Genomic DNA, 15,693 nt, shown 5'->3' with positions numbered 1-15,693 from the left:
AGGAACCGATGCGTGCGTCCAAGGGCGACAAGCTGGTCGTGCACGGCCGTACGGTCGGACAGCACGAGCGTACGGCCGAGGTCGTGCAGGTCATGGGCGAGAACGGCAACCCCCCGTTCCGCGTGAAGTTCGACGACGACGGCCACGAGGCCGTGATGTCGCCGGGCCCCGACACCACCGTCCGCCACCGTCCGGAGGCCGGGGGCCAGTGAGACCGGAGGCCGGTCGGGCCGGGGGCCGCTGAACCCCCGCCCCGGACCGGCCGTACCCGTGCCCCGGACCGGCCCGTACACCCGCCCCGGACCGGCCGCAGCCGCCGCGGGCGGGGTCAGGGTGAGGCGTCGAGCACGGCGGTGAGCGCGCCCAGCGGATCCTTCGCCACCTCACGGGCCGCGAAGTAGACATGCCCGCCGACGTTCTCGTACGAGCGGGCGAGCTCCACGTGCCGGGCCAGCTCGCGCGGGTCCCGCCAGGCCTCCGGCTGCGCCGGGTCGCCCACCTTGTACAGCGCCTCGCCGAGGAACAGGTTCACCCCGGTGCCGCGCACGGTCGCGTCCCACCAGCGCACGAGCTCGGCGTAGTCGGCGGACGGGAAGCCGATGTTCCAGTAGAGCTGCGGGACCACGTAGTCGATCCAGCCCTCGCGGATCCAGCGCCGGGTGTCCGCGTACAGGTCGTCGTAGGTCTGCACACCGGAGCGGGTGGCGGAGCCGGCCGGGTCCGCGGACGCGTTGCGCCAGACCCCGAAGGGGCTGATGCCGAAGGCCACACCCGGCCTGGCCTCCTTGATCCGCGCCGCCGTCTCGGCGACCAGCAGGTCGGTGTTGTTCCGCCGCCAGGCCGCGCGGTCCGCGAAGCCCGCCCCGTACCGCGCGAAGGCTTCGTCGTCGTCGATGACCTGCCCGGCCACCGGATACGGATAGAAGTAGTCGTCCCAGTGCAGCGCGTCGATGTCATAGCGGTGTACGGCGTCGAGCATGGCGTCCTGGACGTGCCGCCGGACCTCGGGCAGGCCCGGGTTGTAGAGCAGCCGCCCGTTGTGGACGAGCGCCCACCCGGGGTGGCGGCGCACCGGATGGTCCGGGGCGAGCCGCCGCGGGTCGGCGTGGCCGGCCACCCGGTACGGATTGCACCAGGCGTGCAGCTCCAGGCCCCGCGCGTGCGCCTCGGCCACCGCCGTGCCGAGCGGGTCCCAGCCGGGATCGCGGCCCTGCACGCCGGTGAGGCACTGCGCCCAGGGCTCGTACGGCGAGGGCCACAGGGCGTCGGCGGAGGGCCGGATCTGGAGCATGACGGCGGTCATCCGGCGCCGTACCGCGAGGTCGAGCCACCCGACCAGCTCGGCGCGCTGCTCGGCGGCGGTCAGTCCGGGTCGGGACGGGAAGTCGCGGTTGGTGATGGTGGCGATCCACATGCCACGGAACCCGGCCGCGGCCCGTGGGTGGGAGTCCTTCGGCCGCGCGGCCGTCGCGGTGGCCGCGGTGGCCGTTCCCGCGGCCCCTGACGGGAGGCCGAGCGCGGTCAGGGCCGCACCCGCCATGAACCCTCTTCTACCGATCGGCGGCATTTGTCACCCCTCGCTATCGGATACGTCACAGCCCATCGGACAGCATGCCCACCCCAGAACGATCGATCATCGGGCGTGTCGGGAGTAACGTCGTGGAGTCGAGGCGGACGCGCACCGGAATCACACGGGCCCCCGCCGCCAGCAGAGAAGCGAAAGGCACGAGGTGACGGACTCCATGGCCGACATTGAGCGCATCGGAGTGGTCGGCTGCGGCCAGATGGGCGCGGGCATCGCCGAGGTGTGCGCCCGCAGCGGTCTCGAGGTGAAGGTCGCCGAGACCACCGGCGAGGCGCTGGAGATCGGCCGCACGCGGCTCTACAACTCGCTCGCGAAGGCCGCCGAACGCGGCAAGATCAGCGAGGAGGAGCGCGACGCGACGCTCGCGCGGCTCAGCTTCACGACCGACCTGGGCGAGTTCGCCGACCGCGATCTCGTCATCGAGGCCGTCGTCGAGAACGAGCAGGTCAAGACCGAGATCTTCCAGGTGCTCGACCAGGTGGTCACCCGGCCCGACGCGATCCTGGCCTCCAACACCTCCTCGATCCCGCTGGTGAAGCTGGCCGTGGCGACCTCCCGCCCCGACAACGTCATCGGCATCCACTTCTTCAACCCGGCGCCGGTGCAGAAGCTGGTCGAGCTGATCCCCGCCCTCACCACCTCCGAGGGCACGATCAGCCGGGCCCAGCTGTTCGCCGAGAAGACCCTCGGCAAGCACGCGATCCGCGCGCAGGACCGCTCCGGCTTCGTGGTGAACGCCCTGCTCGTGCCGTACCTGCTCTCGGCGATCCGGATGTTCGAGTCGGGCATCGCCAGCCGCGAGGACATCGACAACGGCATGGAGTTCGGCTGCGCCCACCCGATGGGCCCGCTGAAGCTCTCCGACCTGATCGGCCTGGACACGATCGCCTCGATCGCCGACTCGATGTACGCCGAGTACAAGGAGCCGCTGTACGCCGCTCCCCCGCTGCTCCAGCGCATGGTGGACGCGGGCCGCCTCGGCCGGAAGACCGGCTCGGGCTTCTACCCGTACTCCTGACGGGGCGATCCCCCGGGATCGCCCCCCCGAGACGTACTCCTGAGACCCCGGGAGTGCTTGCCGGACGGCTCGTACACCGCACAGGTACGGGCCGTCCGGCGTTTTCTTCGCGGCTCATCCGGCGCTTTTCGCGGCGCATCCGGCGTTTTTCGCGGCGCATCGGGCCGCGGGTGGCTCACCCCAGCCGCAGGTGGTGCAGCATCAGCAGCCCGGCGGCCATGTTGGCGGCCGGGACCTCGCCACGGGCGATCATGTCGGGCACGAGCTTGAGCGGCACCCATTCCAGGCGCGAGGACTCGAAGGCGTCCTGCGGCGGACCGGTCCAGGTGGCCTCCTCGCTCCAGTAGAGGTGGTGGCGGGCGTCCGAGAGGCCGTTGGAGGGCTCCACGGTGAGCAGCGGGCGCAGCGGTCCTGGGCGCCAGCCGGTCTCCTCCTCCATCTCGCGGGCGGCGGCGGCCACGAGCTCCTCGCCGTCCTCGACGACGCCGGCGGCGAGCTCCCAGCCCCAGCTGTCGGTGATGAAGCGATGGCGCCAGAGCAGCAGGACCTCGTCGGCGGCGTTGACGGCGGTCGCGGCGGCGACGGGGCGCAGCCGGATCAGATAGTGGTCGAGGCGTCGGCCGTCGGGGAGTTCGACGTCCGCGAGGTTGACCCGGAACCAGCGGTTCTCATACACGGGCTGTTCGTTCAGTTTCGTCCACTGCACGTTTTTGCCACCTTCCGACAACCTTCGACAGGTCGGTGATTACTTGGTGGCAATATCGCAGGTGCGACCAGGTCGCAAGGACACGCTCACAGAGGCACGCGCAGCGCACTGTCGACGATTTCGGCCGCCCGGCGCGCGTCCGCTCCGCCGCTCGCGAGCAACTGCTCGCGAACCAGCAGCAACCGGTCCCGCAGCCGCCGCGACTCCATGCCCCGGACCCGCTCGGTCATCTCCACCGCGGTGCCCGCGGCGCGGTCCGGCTCGCCCTGCCGCAGCTCGATCTGGCACAGGATGGCGAGCCGGTGCACCCGGCCCCGGTCATGGGCCGGGGTGCCGACGGCGGCGGCCGCGTGCTCGTGGGCCGCGGCCAGTTCGCCCAGACTGAGCAGGGCCTCCGCCGCCTGCACATTGACCAGGCCCGGCTGCACATAGCCGGTCTCGGCCGGCTCGCTGCCCGGGCTGATCCGCTCCGCCTCGGCCTCCGCCCGCCGGATCCGGGCGAGGGCCGCGGCGCCGTCGCCGAGATGCGCGTACGCCTTCGCCTGCATCGCCGTCAGATCGGCGGCGAGCGCGGGCGTGATCTCCTGGTGCGCGGAGCGCAGCGCCGCCTCCGCGAAGGCGACCGCCTGCCGGTACTCCCCCATGAACAGGCACTGGTTGACGAGCAACGCGACCACATAGGCGCCGAGGCCGCGGTCGCCGCTCGCCTTGGCGAGCCGCAGCGCCTGGTGGAAATAGCGCTGGGCGAGCCCGTGGGCGTCGGAGTCGTAGGCGCAGATCCCGGCCACCGCCACCAGTCCGCCGGTCGCCCGGTGCAGCTGCCGGCCGAGCGCGTCGCCGTACCCGCCGCGCAGCAGCGGCGCGGTCTCGGCGTTGAGGAAGCCGACGATCCGGGCGCGCGTGGCCATGCCGCCGGCCTTGCGGTACATCTGCTCGTAGTGCGCCCGGGCCGCCGCCAGCATCGACACGTCGGCGGCCGAGACCCGGGTGCGGCCGGCCCGGGAGACATCGGCGTCCTCCGGCGGGTTCTCCCACTCCCACACCGGCATCACGGCGGTGTTGCCGGTCACGGCGGGCGCGTCGATGACCTGCGGGCGGCGCTGCTCGTCGGAGCGCCACAGGGCGGTGGCCCGCTCGACGAAGCCGGCGAGCGGGGTGCCGGGCGCGGGCAGGACCGTGCCGGGCACCCCGAGGCCGATGTCGTCGAGGGTGACGGCGCGGTGCAGCCGGCCCGCGAGCACCTCGCAGATCAGGTCGGGCACCTGGCCGCGCGGCCGCTGGCCCTTCAACCAGCGGGCGACCGCGGTGTGTTCGTAGCGCAGGGCGAGCCCACGGGCACGGCCCGCCTGGTTCACCCGGGCGGCGAGGCCGGCGTGGGAGATGCCCGCTTCGGCGAGCATCGCGTCGAGGAGGGTGTTGGGGTGCATGGAACCGCTCCGGTGATTCGGTGCGCTCAGACTAGGACAGGTCCTGGGGCCTGTCCGGCGGATCAGGACCCGGTACGTGTCGCTTTCGCACGGGGTGTGAATGAAGTACTCGTTGTTCCCTTCTGTGTGCGCTGTCGAAGTCGCCCCGGTACGGGTTGACTTGGCTCCCTCGCCGAAGGGCGAGGACCGGGCCGCCGGCTCCCCCTCGTACAGTGCGGTCGCCCGGTCCGCGCGCCGTCCGTGCTGCTGATCTGCCCGACACTCCGTGGCAGCGCGGGCGGCGCCGGCCACCTGTCCTGTCCCATCTAATGAGGGGAGGGCGCGGGCCGGGTACGGCGCAGCCCGGGTTCGGCGGGCTGCGCCGGTACCCGTACCCGGTCGTTGCGGACGACGAGCAGGGCCACGTCGTCGGCGAGCCGGCCGCCCGTGTGCCGCAACAGGGCGGTGTGCACCTGTCGTACGAGCTCCGCCGGGGCCTCCCGGGCCGCGCCGGCGAGCACCGCGGGCAGCGGGAAGAACCGGCCCCGGTGGTCCCGGGCCTCCTCGGCACCGTCGGTGTGCAGCACCAGGGTCTCGCCGGGCAGCAGCCGGCCGGCGGCGTACGGCACGAGGTCGGCGGGCAGCGGGAAGGCGCCGAGCGGGGGCAGCGGATCGCCGACGGGTACGGGTTCCACGCGCCGGCCGCCGATCCGGTACGGGCCGGGGTGCCCGCAGTCCAGGACCCGGACCTCCCCGTCGGGCCGGACCTCCAGGAGCAGCAGGGTGGCGAACTCCTCGGCCACCGGATGCTCCTCGCGCGCCCGCTCGCACAGATGCCGGCCGAGCGCCCGCTCCAACCTCCTGAGCACGCCCCCGAGTTCGGCCTCGTCGTGGGCGGCCTCCCGGAAGCTCCCGAGCAGTGCGACCACCGTGCCGAGTGCGGCGAGCCCGTGCCCGCGCACGTCCCCGATCACGATCCGCACCCCGTACGGCGTGGCCACCGCCTCGTACAGATCCCCGCCGACCACCGCGCCCCGCGCGGCCGACAGCTGACCGGCGGCGACCGCGAGCCCGTCGATCCGGTCCGGCGGCGGCCGCAGCAGCACCTGCTGCGCCGCGTCGGCGACGGCCCGCACCCGCGCCAGCTCCCGCACGAGCCCGCACCGCACCCCGAGCAGCAGCCCGATCCCGACGGTCAGGAAGACGACACTGGTGGCCACCCGCATCGGCAGCCCGGGCTCCCGGGCCAGCGGACACCACAACCGCCATGCGACGGCGAGCGCGCCCCACACCACCGGGGCCACCAGCGGACCGCTCCGCCTCAGCCGGGAGCCTTCGGCAACCACTGCCCTGTCACGGAACATCCACGGCCCTTCCCGAGGCCCGCCAGCGCCCGAAGACCCTGCGGCACACAGGCCCGCCCCTGTGGCCGCGTCGATTCTCGCGACCCGCGACGGACCGGGGACACCCTCCCCCGGTGATCTCACCCGAAGGAGTGAGTAACCCTCGGGGTGTCCCGCACGGAGGTACGGGAACGCGGGAGCGCGGGAGCGCGGGAGCGCGGGCGTACGGGGGCGCGGGCGCACGGGGGCGCGGGCGCACGGGAAAGGGGCCCTGCCCCGGGTTGTTCACCCCGGGCAGGGCCCCTGCCGTGTCACCGGCGCGCTCAGGCGCCGCGCAGCACCGCGCCCGTGTGCTCCGCCGCCGCGGCGACCGCGGCGTCGCGGGCCGCGGTGGCCTCGTCGACCGTCAGGGTGCGGTCGGGGGCCCGGAAGCGGAGGGCGTAGGCCAGCGACTTCTTGCCCTCGCCGACCTGGTCTCCGGTGTAGACGTCGAACAGCCGGATGGACTCCAGGAGTTCGCCCGCGCCGGCGGCCAGGTGGTGCTCGACCGTGGCGGAGGGCACGTCCTGGTCCACGACCAGGGCGACGTCCTGGGTGGCGACCGGGAAGGCCGAGATGCGCGGGGCCTTCAGCGGGCCCTCGCCCGCGCGCTCCAGGATGTCCAGGTCCAGCTCCATCGCGCAGGTGCGGGCCGGCAGGCCGAGGGCCTTGACCACGCGGGGGTGGAGCTCGCCGCCGTGGCCGGCCAGGACCTTCTCGCCGTCGATCACGACGTGGAAGGAGGCGCAGCGGCCCGGGTGCCACGGGGCGTGCTGGTCGGCCTCGATCAGCAGCTCGACACCGGACTCGGCGGCCACCAGGCGCGCGGCCTGGATCGCGTCGGCCCAGTCGGCCGGGCGGCCCTTGCCCCACCAGCCGGCCTGCTCGCGGGAGCCGGCCAGGACGACGGCGGCGCGGCGCGGCTGCGCGGGCAGCACGGCGTTGACGCGGGCGATGTCCTCGTCGCTCGGGCGGTGGTCGACGGGCAGCCGGACGGCGACACCCGGCTGGCCCTCGGTGGGCCGGAACACCAGACCGGTCTCGAACAGCGCCAGGTCGTGGCTGCCGCGCCCGTCGTTGCGGCGCAGCGCGCCGAGCAGGCCCGGCAGCAGCGTCGTACGGAGCGCGGGCTCCTCGTCGGAGAGCGGGTTGACCAGCTTGACCACCCGGCGGCGGGCGTCGTCCGCGTCCAGGCCGAGCTGGTCGAAGACCTGCTCGCCGATGAACGGGTAGTTCAGCGCCTCGACGTAGCCGGCGCCGGCCAGCGTGCGGCCCACCCGGCGGTGGACGCGCTGGCGCTCGGTCAGGCCGCGGCCCGCCGGGGGCTTGGGCAGCGTGGAGGGCAGGTTCTCGTAACCCTCCAGGCGGATGACCTCTTCGGCCAGGTCGTTCGGCACGTAGAGGTCGGGACGCCACGAGGGCACGGTGACGACCAGCTCGTCCTGGCCGTAGACGTCGCAGCCGATCTCCTGGAGACGGCGGACGACGGTCTCGCGACCGTAGTCGACACCCGCGACCTTGTCGGGGTGGTTCGCCGGCATGGTGATCGTGTGCGGCGCGGACGGGGCGACGACCTCGGTGACGCCGGCCTCGGCGGTGCCGCCCGCGAGCAGCACGAGCAGGTCGACCGTGCGCTGCGCGGCAGCGGCGGCGGCCTGCGGGTCGACACCGCGCTCGAAGCGCTTGGACGCCTCGGAGGACAGCTTGTGACGGCGGGCCGTGCGGGCGATCGAGATGGCGTCGAAGTGCGCGGCCTCGATGACGACCTCGGTGGTGCCGGTGACGATGCCGGTCTCCGGGTCGGTCACCGGGTCGGCGATCTCCGTGTTGGCACCGCCCATGACACCGGCGAGGCCGATCGGCCCGCGGTTGTCGGTGATGACCAGGTCGCCGGAGTCGAGGACGCGCGCGGTGCCGTCGAGGGTGGTGATCTTCTCGCCGGCGGCGGCGCGGCGGACCCCGATGGGGCCGTCGACCAGGGTGCGGTCGTAGGCGTGCAGCGGCTGGCCGAGTTCGATCATCACGTAGTTGGTGATGTCGACGGCGAGCGAGATCGGGCGCATGCCGGCCTTCTGGAGGCGGCGCTTGAGCCAGATCGGGCTGACGGCCTCGGGGTCGAGACCGGTGACCGTGCGCGCGGTGAAGCGGTCGCAGCCGATCGGGTCGGCGATCTTGACCGGGTAGCCGTATGCGTTGGGCGCGGGCACGTCGAGCAGCGCCGGGTCGCGCAGCGGCAGGCCGTACGCGATGGCGGTCTCGCGGGCGACGCCGCGGATCGACAGGCAGTAGCCGCGGTCCGGGGTGACGGCGATGTCGAGGACCTCGTCGTACAGCTCCAGGAGGGCCGTGGCGTCGATGCCGACCTCGTGCTCCGGCGGCAGCACGATGATGCCGTGCGTGCCGTCGTCGCCCATGCCGAGCTCGTCGCCCGAGCAGATCATGCCGCGCGAGACCCTGCCGTACGTCTTGCGCTCGGCGATCCGGAAGTCGCCGGGCAGCACGGCGCCGGGCAGGGCCACGACGACCTTGTCGCCCTCGGCGAAGTTCCGGGCGCCGCAGATGATCTCCTGCGGCTCGCCGGTGCCGTTGGCCTGACCGACGTCGACCGTGCAGAAGCGGATCGGCTTCTTGAACTCGGTCAGTTCCTCGATGGTGAGGACCTTGCCGACCACCAGCGGGCCGGTGAGGCCGGCGCCGAGCTGCTCGACGGTCTCGACCTCGAGGCCCGCCGAAATGAGCTTGGCCTGTACGTCACGGCCGGTCGCGGTCGCCGGCAGGTCGACGTACTCCCGCAGCCAGGAAAGCGGGACCCGCATCAGATCTCCATCCCGAAAGGCCGGGTGAACCGGACGTCACCCTCGACCATGTCTCGCATGTCTTCGACGTTGTGGCGGAACATCAGCATCCGCTCGATGCCGAACCCGAAGGCGAATCCGCTGTACTTCTCGGGGTCCACACCGGTGGCGACGAGCACCTTCGGGTTGACCATGCCGCAGCCGCCGAGCTCGATCCAGCCCTCGCTGCCGCAGGTGCGGCAGGGGCGGTCGGGGTTGCCGACGGACTCGCCGCGGCAGACGTAGCAGAGCATGTCCATCTCGGCGGACGGCTCGGTGAAGGGGAAGAAGTTCGGGCGGAGCCGGGTCTTCATGTCGGGTCCGAAGAGCGCCTGGACCATGTGGTCCAGGGTGCCCTTGAGGTCGGCCATCGTCAGGCCCTCGTCGACGGCCAGCAGCTCGATCTGGTGGAAGACCGGGGTGTGGGTCGCGTCGAGCTCGTCGGTGCGGTAGACGCGGCCGGGGCACACCACGTAGACCGGGGGCTCCCGGTCGATGAGGGTGCGGGCCTGGACCGGCGAGGTGTGGGTGCGCAGCACGACACCGGACTCGTCGCCCGTGGTGCCCTCAGGGCCCTGGACGAAGAAGGTGTCCTGCATCTGGCGCGCCGGGTGGTCCGGCACGAAGTTCAGCGCGTCGAAGTTGAACCACTCGGCCTCGACCTCGGGGCCCTCGGCGACCTCGTAGCCCATGGACACGAACACGTCGGCGACGCGCTCCATGAGCGTGGTCAGCGGGTGACGGGCACCGGCCGGGACACGGTCGTACGGCAGGGTGACGTCGACGGCCTCCTCGACGAGGACGCGGGCGTCGCGCTCGGCCTCCAGCTCGGCCTGGCGGGCGGCCAGGGCCTTGGAGACGGCGCCGCGGGCCTGGCCCACGAGCTTGCCGGCGGCGGCCTTGGCCTGCGGGGGCAGGGCGCCGATCTCGCGGTTGGCGAGCGCCAGCGGCGAGGTGCCGCCGGTGTGCGCCGTCTTCGCGTGGGCGAGCGCGTCGAGGTCGCCTGCGGCGGCGAAGGCGGCGACCGCCTCGTCCCGCATGCGCTCGATCTCTTCCGGTTTCAAGGCCTCGACCTCGACCGGGTCGTACGACTTATTGGGTGCCGACATCTCTTCCCGTGCTTCCGTTGGCTTGGCTGGGCGACCCCCGAGCTCGACGTCAAGGGCGCAAACGTGCCAAAGGTCGAGTCTAACGGGGTGAGGGGACGCGAATGAGCCCGTGGGCGGGCCGGACGGCTCCTGAGTCCGAAAGTCTCGCTGGGTGAGACGTCAGAGGAGGTGTGCCGGGGTGCCGACGGGCAGGATAAATCGGAACTCGGCCCCGCCACGGGGACCGCGTCCGACGGTGATCGTCCCGCCGTGGGCCTCGACGACGCCCTTGACGATGTAGAGGCCGAGCCCGGTGCCGCCGCGCTTGCTGCCCCGCCAGAAGCGGGTGAAGACACGGCCCATCGACTCCTCGGGGATGCCGGGGCCCTCGTCGCTCACGGTGACCTCCGTCCCCTTCTCTCCGTCGCTGGTGGCCGTGGTGGGTGCCACCTCGATGGTGACGGTTCCCTCGCCGTGGCGCACCGCATTTTCCAGCAGGTTGCCGAGGATCTGGTCGATCTTGTCGGGATCGGCCCACAGCTCGGGCAGCCCGGGCCGTACCCGGACGAAGAAGCGGTCCGGGGACTGGCCGCCGGTGGTGTGCGCGTGCACGTGCCGGCTGACGGCCGCCGCGATGTCCACGGTCTGCCGGCGCACCTCCAGGCGCCCGGAGTCGATCCGGGAGATGTCCAGGAGCTCGGCGATCAGACGCTTGATCCGGCCGGCGTCGGCGTCGACGGTCTCCAGCATCAGGCGCTTCTGGTCGTCCGTGAACCGCTCCCACTTGGAGAGCAGGGTGGCGGTGAAGCCCTTCACCGAGGTCAGCGGAGAGCGCAGCTCGTGCGCGACGGTGGCGATGAGCTCGGCGTGGCTGCGCTCGGTGCGCCGCCGGGCCTCCGTGCCGCGCAGGGAGACGACGACGCGGCGCACGGGGCCGCCGGGGCGCGCGCGGACGTAGCGGGCGGAGACGAGGACCTCGCGCCCGCCGGGCAGCAGCAGGTTCCGCTCGGGCTGCCCGCGCCGGGTGGCCAGGCCCCCGTAGGGGTCGGTCAGGGTCCACCAGCGGCTGCCCTTGAGATCCTCCAGGGGCAGCGCCTCGTCGAGCGGCCGGCCGAGCGCGCCGGCGGGCGGCACGGCGGTGATGCGGCCGGCGGCGGCGTTGAAGCAGATGACGCGTCCGGTCTCGTCGGCGACGACGAGCCCGTCGGGCAGGTCGTCGGGGTCGAGACCGAGGCCGGTGGCGGCGCTCGCGCCGCTGTCCGGGGTCGTACGGCGCGGGGCGCCCGGCTTCTCGTACGGGACGGGGGCCGTGGCGCCGGCCTCGGGCGCGGGGCGCGGCTCGGGGACGGCCGGGGGCTCGGCGGGGTCGGGCGCCGCAGGGGGTTCCGGCGCGTGCGGCGCGGCGCTCCGTGCCTGTGCGGGACTGCCCGTGCCGACCGTCATCCCCGTAATCCCACCCCTCCGTGTACCGCAGTGGGCCCCGAGAACGTCACCCTACTAGGCGAAAGGCCGTCAGGTGCAGTGGTGGCGTGGCGGATTGGGTGTCAGCCGGTGGTGCGGGTGCGCTGGGCGCGCGCCGAGGCGTAGAGGCACACGGCGGCGGCGGTCGCCAGGTTGAGGCTCTCGGCCTTGCCGTGGATCGGGACGCGGACGACGGCGTCGGCGAGCGCCCGGGTCTCCTCCGGCAGCCCCCAGGCCTCGTTGCCGAAGACCCAGGCGGTGGGGCCGCCCATGGTGCCGGCGTCGAGCTCGTCGTCCAGGTCGTCCTCGCCGGCCCCGTCGGCGGCGAGGATGCGCACGCCGGCCTCCTTGAGGCCGGCGACGGCCTGCTCGACCGGGACGCCCACGGCGACCGGGAGGTGGAACAGGGAGCCGACGGAGGCGCGCACGGACTTCGGGTTGTAGAGGTCGACGGACGCGTCGGTGAGGATCACCGCGTCGGCGCCGGCGGCGTCGGCGCAGCGCAGCACGGTGCCGGCGTTCCCGGGGTCGCGGACGTGCGCGAGGACGGCGACCAGCCGGGGCCGGGCGGCGAGGATGTCCTCGAACGGCGAGTCGAGGAAGCGGCAGACGCCGACGAGGCCCTGCGGGGTGACGGTCTGGGAGACCTCGGCGAGGACGGCGTCGGAGGCGAGGTGGACGCGGGCGCCGGCGGCGCGGGCGGCGTCGACGATCGTGGCGTAGCGCTCGGCGGCCTCGACGGTGCTGAAGAGCTCGACGAGGGTGGGCTCTCCGGTGGCACCGCGGTGCTCGACGGCCTCACGGACGGCCTGCGGGCCCTCGGCGATGAAGAGGCGGTCCTTGCCCCGGAAATTGCGCTTGGCGAGCCTCCGGGCGGCGACGACGCGCGGCGAACGCGGGGAGATCAGCTCGGGGGTGGACATGTGCCTGCGGCTCTCTGACTCGTCGGACGGAATCACGTGGGGAAGGGGCGGTCAACGCGCCGGACCCGCAGGCGCGAGGCCTGCGGGTCCGGGCAGAAGTACTGCGGCCTGGAAGATCAGGCGGCGGCCTTCGGGGCGTTGACGTCGGCCGGGAGGGCCTTCTGCGCGACCTCGACGAGGGCGGCGAACGCGTTGGCGTCGTTCACGGCGAGCTCGGCCAGGATCTTGCGGTCCACCTCGATGTTGGCGGCCTTGAGGCCCTGGATGAGGCGGTTGTACGTCATGCCGTTCAGGCGGGCAGCAGCGTTGATGCGCTGGATCCACAGCTGACGGAAGTCACCCTTGCGCTTCTTGCGGTCGTTGTAGTTGTAGACCAGCGAGTGGGTGACCTGCTCCTTGGCCTTGCGGTACAGGCGCGAACGCTGACCGCGGTAGCCGGAGGCCTGCTCGAGGATCGCCCGGCGCTTCTTGTGGGCGTTGACTGCCCGCTTGACGCGTGCCACTTCTTAACTCCTTGTAGCGGGGCCGTGGTGTGTTCACACGACCCGGAAATCGGATGGGTCCCGGTCTGAGCCGGATGCCCTCGTCAGTGCCGAGGGCGGGAGATCAGATCAGATGCCCAGCATCTTCTTGATCTTGGCGGCGTCACCCGGGGCCATCTCCGCGTTGCCGGTGAGGCGACGGGTCAGCTTGGACGACTTGTGCTCGAGCAGGTGGCGCTTGCCGGCGCGCTCCCGCAGGATCTTGCCGGAGCCGGTGACCTTGAAGCGCTTCTTGGCACCGGAGTGCGTCTTGTTCTTCGGCATAGCGCCGTTATCTCCTCGTCAGTGGCGCTCCCCCCGGTGCGGACACCGGGCGTCCGGGAGCGTCAATTCTTCGTTTGGTGGTTCCGGGCGGAACCCCGGGGCTGCCGGGTGGCAGCCCCTCGGGATCACGCCTCGGCGTTCTCGGCCGACGTGTCGGCCGAAGCCTCCTCGACCGGGGCGTCCGCGGCGGCGGGCGCCTCGGACGAACCGCCCTGGCGCTCGGCCTTGCGCGCGGCCTGGGCCTCGCGGGCCTCGGCCATGGCCTCGGTCTTCTTCTTGTGAGGACCGAGAACCATGATCATGTTCCGGCCGTCCTGCTTCGGGTTGGACTCGATGAAGCCAAGCTCCTGAACGTCCTCCGCGAGGCGCTGCAGCAGTCGGTAACCGAGCTCGGGCCGGGACTGCTCACGACCACGGAACATGATCGTGATCTTGACCTTGTCGCCCTGCTTGAGGAACCGGACGACGTGACCCTTCTTGGTGTCATAGTCGTGCGGGTCGATCTTCGGCCGGAGCTTCATCTCCTTGATGACCGTGTGCGCCTGGTTCTTGCGCGCCTCACGGGCCTTCATGGCCGACTCGTACTTGAACTTCCCGTAGTCCATGAGCTTGCACACGGGCGGACGGGCGTTCGCCGCGACCTCAACCAGATCGAGGTCGTACTCCTGCGCGAGCTCCAGGGCCTTGGCAAGCGGAACAATGCCCACCTGCTCGCCGCTGGGGCCGACAAGACGCACCTCGGGAACGCGAATCCGCTCGTTGATGCGGGGCTCGGCGCTGATGGATCCTCCTCGGTAGCACCACGCGACCGCCTGGCGGACGGACACGTCACGGTAGAACTGTCGAGACCAACCGAGCGGGAGCATGAAAAATGCCCCGGACGGGACACAGGCGGGGCTCCAAAGAAACCGGAGCACCGTCGCGATGCCATCGCGGGGCGCACATCGGGCGGCTCCATCGTCCGTACGGAACGATGGGCGCCACCTGACCGGTGACCCGCCGCCCCGGAGGGCGGCCAGGTGGGAGATCGGAGCCTCCACTTGTGGGCCGGGCACTCAGGTGTCCAGCCGGTCGTCACACAAGGTTAGCAGGACCCGGCGGTCGGCGCGAACCGCGCGTCCGCTTAGGGTTGGGGGCATGAGCGAGACGCCCCAGAACGAGTCCCCCGAGACCTCGGAATCCCCCGAGACCGCCGACTTCGCAGCCATGACCCGCGACATCGCGGAGGTGCCGGCGGTCGAGGTGATCGTCACGGTCGCCGTCAACCTGATGAGCGCCGCCGCGGTGAAGCTCGGGCTCACCGAGGAGGGCGACGAGCACAAGGACCTCGACGAGGCCCGCAAGCTGATCCACGCCCTCGCCGGTCTGCTCGACGCCGGCGTGACGGAGATCTCCTCCTTCCACGCCGCCCCGCTCCGCGACGGCCTGAAGTCCCTCCAGCTCGCCTTCCGCGAGGCCTCCTTCGTCCCGGACGAGCCGGGCCAGGGCCCGGGCGAGAAGTACACCGGGCCCGTTTACGGCTAGCGGGCCCGCAGGGCCGCGGGGGTACGGGGGTCGCCCCCCGGGAGAAAACAGCCACCGGGCCCGTTTACGGCTAGCGGGCCCGCAGGGCCGCGGGGGTCGCCCCCCGGGAGAAGACAGCCACGGGGCCCGTTAACGGCTAGGAGCGGGCCCGCAGGGCTCGTACGGCTCGTGCGATCGGGGAATCCGACCGGATCAGTTCCTCACGTAGAAGGGCTCGCCAGGGGGCGTCGCCCCGGCCGGCAGCAGTGCCAGGTCGAGGCCGCGCACCAGGCGGGCCCTCAGTGTCTCGTCGGCGGCGAGGGCGCGGGCGACGCGCTGGGCGGCCTCCGCGGGGGCGGCGCCGTCGGCGAGGACGAGGGCGAGGGTGCCGTCGGCGGTGCCGGGGCCCAGGTGGGCGCGCAGGACCGCGGGCTCGGCGGCGACGGCGGCGCGGACCGCGTCCCGTACCGCAGGGTCGTCCAGCGGGTCGGTGCCGGCGCGGCCCTCGGCGAGGGCGAGCAGGGCGGTGCCGGTCACCTGGTAGGGCACCGGGCCGGACATGTCGAGGACGAGGGTGTCGGCCTTCTCGTGGACGAGGGCCGCGAGCGCCTGGTGCAGGGGGACGGCGACGGGCCGGGCCGCGGGGTCCCACCGGTGGAGCGACTCCATCGACGTGAAGGCGGGCAGCGCCCGCCGGTCCCCCGCGTTCAGCGTGGGGACGGCCATGTCGCTGGTCTTCTCCTTCTTGATCCCGGTCTCGGGGTCGATCTCGACCTCGCCGAGGACGGCGACGACCGGGACCAGGAGCCGGGCGCCCTGGAGCGCCTCCAGGACCGGCCCGTGGGCCGTTCTGTCCTCCGCCCAGGCCGCCAGGGCCGCGGCGAGCGCCGGGTCGGCGGTGCCGTCGTCGTCGGAGTACGCATGGTCGGGGATGTTCTTGAGCGCCACGCCCCGAGCGTAACCGCCGCCCGCCGGGCCGAC

15 protein-coding genes are annotated in these 15,693 nt (G+C 72.7%); 3 read left to right on the top strand and 12 right to left on the bottom strand.

Going from position 1 to position 15,693, the window contains the following annotated elements:
• Positions 1–8: 8 nt before the first annotated feature.
• Positions 9–212 (top strand): DUF1918 domain-containing protein, encoded by a 204-nt coding sequence (locus AB0M18_RS06585; RefSeq protein ID WP_365755694.1) that lies wholly within the window; start codon positions 9–11, stop codon positions 210–212.
• Between the two features lie 116 nt (positions 213–328).
• Here AB0M18_RS06585 and AB0M18_RS06580 read toward each other — a convergent pair whose 3' ends face one another.
• Positions 329–1,540 carry a family 10 glycosylhydrolase gene (locus AB0M18_RS06580; RefSeq protein ID WP_365755693.1) on the bottom strand — a complete coding sequence of 404 codons (1,212 nt, stop codon included), beginning with the start codon at positions 1,538–1,540 and terminating at the stop codon, positions 329–331.
• A 202-nt stretch (positions 1,541–1,742) separates the two neighbouring features.
• Here AB0M18_RS06580 and AB0M18_RS06575 point away from each other — a divergent pair, with 202 nt between their 5' ends.
• On the top strand, positions 1,743–2,603 hold the full coding sequence (locus tag AB0M18_RS06575) for a 3-hydroxybutyryl-CoA dehydrogenase (RefSeq protein WP_365755692.1): 861 nt from the start codon (positions 1,743–1,745) through the stop codon (positions 2,601–2,603).
• Positions 2,604–2,778: 175 nt separating this feature from the next.
• Here AB0M18_RS06575 and AB0M18_RS06570 read toward each other — a convergent pair whose 3' ends face one another.
• The 10 genes from AB0M18_RS06570 to infC all read right to left on the bottom strand — a co-directional run bounded on the left by AB0M18_RS06570 (position 2,779) and on the right by infC (position 14,075).
• Positions 2,779–3,309, bottom strand: a complete 531-nt coding sequence (locus tag AB0M18_RS06570; RefSeq protein ID WP_365755691.1) for an NUDIX domain-containing protein — start codon at positions 3,307–3,309, stop codon at positions 2,779–2,781.
• Between the two features lie 86 nt (positions 3,310–3,395).
• Positions 3,396–4,736, bottom strand: coding sequence for a transcriptional regulator (locus AB0M18_RS06565; RefSeq protein ID WP_365755690.1), 1,341 nt, complete (start codon positions 4,734–4,736; stop codon positions 3,396–3,398).
• A 305-nt stretch (positions 4,737–5,041) separates the two neighbouring features.
• On the bottom strand, positions 5,042–6,022 hold the full coding sequence (locus tag AB0M18_RS06560) for a PP2C family protein-serine/threonine phosphatase (RefSeq protein ID WP_365755878.1): 981 nt from the start codon (positions 6,020–6,022) through the stop codon (positions 5,042–5,044).
• 359 nt (positions 6,023–6,381) lie between these two features.
• Positions 6,382–8,913 carry a phenylalanine--tRNA ligase subunit beta gene (gene pheT, locus AB0M18_RS06555; RefSeq protein ID WP_365755689.1) on the bottom strand — a complete coding sequence of 844 codons (2,532 nt, stop codon included), beginning with the start codon at positions 8,911–8,913 and terminating at the stop codon, positions 6,382–6,384.
• On the bottom strand, positions 8,913–10,040 hold the full coding sequence (pheS, locus tag AB0M18_RS06550; protein WP_265865475.1) for a phenylalanine--tRNA ligase subunit alpha: 1,128 nt from the start codon (positions 10,038–10,040) through the stop codon (positions 8,913–8,915). The genes pheT and pheS overlap by 1 nt, the downstream gene beginning before the upstream one ends.
• 159 nt (positions 10,041–10,199) lie before the next feature.
• A complete protein-coding gene (locus AB0M18_RS06545) occupies positions 10,200–11,462 on the bottom strand; it encodes an ATP-binding protein (protein ID WP_365755688.1) in 1,263 nt (420 codons plus the stop codon).
• A 101-nt stretch (positions 11,463–11,563) separates the two neighbouring features.
• The gene (locus AB0M18_RS06540; RefSeq protein WP_365755687.1) at positions 11,564–12,403 is read right to left on the bottom strand and encodes an RNA methyltransferase; all 840 of its coding nucleotides are present in this window, start codon (positions 12,401–12,403) and stop codon (positions 11,564–11,566) included.
• Between the two features lie 116 nt (positions 12,404–12,519).
• Positions 12,520–12,906 (bottom strand): 50S ribosomal protein L20, encoded by a 387-nt coding sequence (gene rplT / locus AB0M18_RS06535; protein ID WP_019884941.1) that lies wholly within the window; start codon positions 12,904–12,906, stop codon positions 12,520–12,522.
• A 108-nt stretch (positions 12,907–13,014) separates the two neighbouring features.
• Positions 13,015–13,209, bottom strand: coding sequence for a 50S ribosomal protein L35 (rpmI, locus tag AB0M18_RS06530; protein ID WP_015032399.1), 195 nt, complete (start codon positions 13,207–13,209; stop codon positions 13,015–13,017).
• A 125-nt stretch (positions 13,210–13,334) separates the two neighbouring features.
• On the bottom strand, positions 13,335–14,075 hold the full coding sequence (infC, locus tag AB0M18_RS06525; RefSeq protein ID WP_365755877.1) for a translation initiation factor IF-3: 741 nt from the start codon (positions 14,073–14,075) through the stop codon (positions 13,335–13,337).
• Between the two features lie 271 nt (positions 14,076–14,346).
• Between infC and AB0M18_RS06520 the strand changes: the two genes are divergently transcribed.
• Positions 14,347–14,733 carry a DUF1844 domain-containing protein gene (locus AB0M18_RS06520; RefSeq protein ID WP_365755686.1) on the top strand — a complete coding sequence of 129 codons (387 nt, stop codon included), beginning with the start codon at positions 14,347–14,349 and terminating at the stop codon, positions 14,731–14,733.
• A gap of 192 nt (positions 14,734–14,925) precedes the next feature.
• On the opposite strand, the gene AB0M18_RS06515 is transcribed toward AB0M18_RS06520, so the two are convergent.
• Complete coding sequence (locus AB0M18_RS06515) at positions 14,926–15,660, bottom strand: SseB family protein (protein WP_365755685.1); 735 nt, start codon at positions 15,658–15,660, stop codon at positions 14,926–14,928.
• Positions 15,661–15,693 lie beyond the last annotated feature (33 nt).

Origin of the sequence: Streptomyces sp. NPDC051909 (genome assembly GCF_040681095.1) — a bacterium.
GTDB lineage: Bacteria > Actinomycetota > Actinomycetes > Streptomycetales > Streptomycetaceae > Streptomyces.
Note: the sequence above shows the minus strand (reverse complement) of the source record. Positions and strands in the feature narration are given on the sequence as shown.

Excerpts from the sequence above, each read along its gene's own strand:
- AB0M18_RS06585 (WP_365755694.1), top strand. The coding sequence starts at position 9 with ATGCGTGCGTCCAAGGGCGACAAGCTGGTCGTGCACGGCCGTACGGTC.
- AB0M18_RS06580 (WP_365755693.1), bottom strand. The coding sequence starts at position 1,540 with ATGGCGGGTGCGGCCCTGACCGCGCTCGGCCTCCCGTCAGGGGCCGCG.
- AB0M18_RS06575 (WP_365755692.1), top strand. The coding sequence starts at position 1,743 with ATGGCCGACATTGAGCGCATCGGAGTGGTCGGCTGCGGCCAGATGGGC.
- AB0M18_RS06565 (WP_365755690.1), bottom strand. The coding sequence starts at position 4,736 with ATGCACCCCAACACCCTCCTCGACGCGATGCTCGCCGAAGCGGGCATC.
- pheT (WP_365755689.1), bottom strand. The coding sequence starts at position 8,913 with ATGCGGGTCCCGCTTTCCTGGCTGCGGGAGTACGTCGACCTGCCGGCG.
- pheS (WP_265865475.1), bottom strand. The coding sequence starts at position 10,040 with ATGTCGGCACCCAATAAGTCGTACGACCCGGTCGAGGTCGAGGCCTTG.
- AB0M18_RS06545 (WP_365755688.1), bottom strand. The coding sequence starts at position 11,462 with ATGACGGTCGGCACGGGCAGTCCCGCACAGGCACGGAGCGCCGCGCCG.
- AB0M18_RS06540 (WP_365755687.1), bottom strand. The coding sequence starts at position 12,403 with ATGTCCACCCCCGAGCTGATCTCCCCGCGTTCGCCGCGCGTCGTCGCC.
- rpmI (WP_015032399.1), bottom strand. The coding sequence starts at position 13,209 with ATGCCGAAGAACAAGACGCACTCCGGTGCCAAGAAGCGCTTCAAGGTC.
- infC (WP_365755877.1), bottom strand. The coding sequence starts at position 14,075 with ATGCTCCCGCTCGGTTGGTCTCGACAGTTCTACCGTGACGTGTCCGTC.
- AB0M18_RS06520 (WP_365755686.1), top strand. The coding sequence starts at position 14,347 with ATGAGCGAGACGCCCCAGAACGAGTCCCCCGAGACCTCGGAATCCCCC.